General features: G+C 42.3%; 2 protein-coding genes. Both read left to right on the forward strand.

The window, feature by feature from the left end; genetic code table 11:
- Positions 1-261, forward strand: a 261-nt coding sequence (locus MM213_RS20855) for a T9SS type B sorting domain-containing protein (protein WP_241410506.1), incomplete at its 5' end; no start/stop codon positions are given.
- 46 nt (positions 262-307) lie between these two features.
- Positions 308-508: type IX secretion system membrane protein PorP/SprF (locus MM213_RS20860; protein ID WP_439647573.1), on the forward strand; the 201-nt coding region annotated here is incomplete at its 3' end.

Here is a 508-nt window from a genome sequence, read left to right on the forward strand (position 1 = left end):
TTCTTTATACCAAACGTGATTACACCTGGTGAAGATGGCAAGAACGATCGTTTTGTGATCAAGGGTATAGGCAAGTTTGTGAGCAACAACATAGTTATTTTCAACAGATACGGAGACCATGTATATGAAAGCAGTGACTATCAAAACGACTGGTCAGCTGAAGGTCTACCATCGGGAACATTCTATTATGTATTCAATGCAGTAGATTCGACAGGAAGGACACATGTGTTCAAGGGTTGGATTCAGGTAATAAAGGATTAAAAAAAAGGGAATCATGAAATGGATTTTTAAAATAGGAACACTGACGATGCTGATGGCCGTGATGGCCATCGGCGGTGTCAAGTCTCAGCAGCTGCCACAGTTCAGCCAGTATATATTCAACGGTTTGCATATCAATCCGGGATATGCTGGATATAAGGGTCAACCGTATATTCAGAGTACATATCGTGATCAGTGGATAGGATTCCCCGGTGCACCGAAGACGTTTACCGTAACGGCTGATTTGAGT

It is taken from the genome of Belliella alkalica, from assembly GCF_022549785.1.
GTDB classification, from domain to species: Bacteria; Bacteroidota; Bacteroidia; order Cytophagales; family Cyclobacteriaceae; genus Belliella; species Belliella alkalica.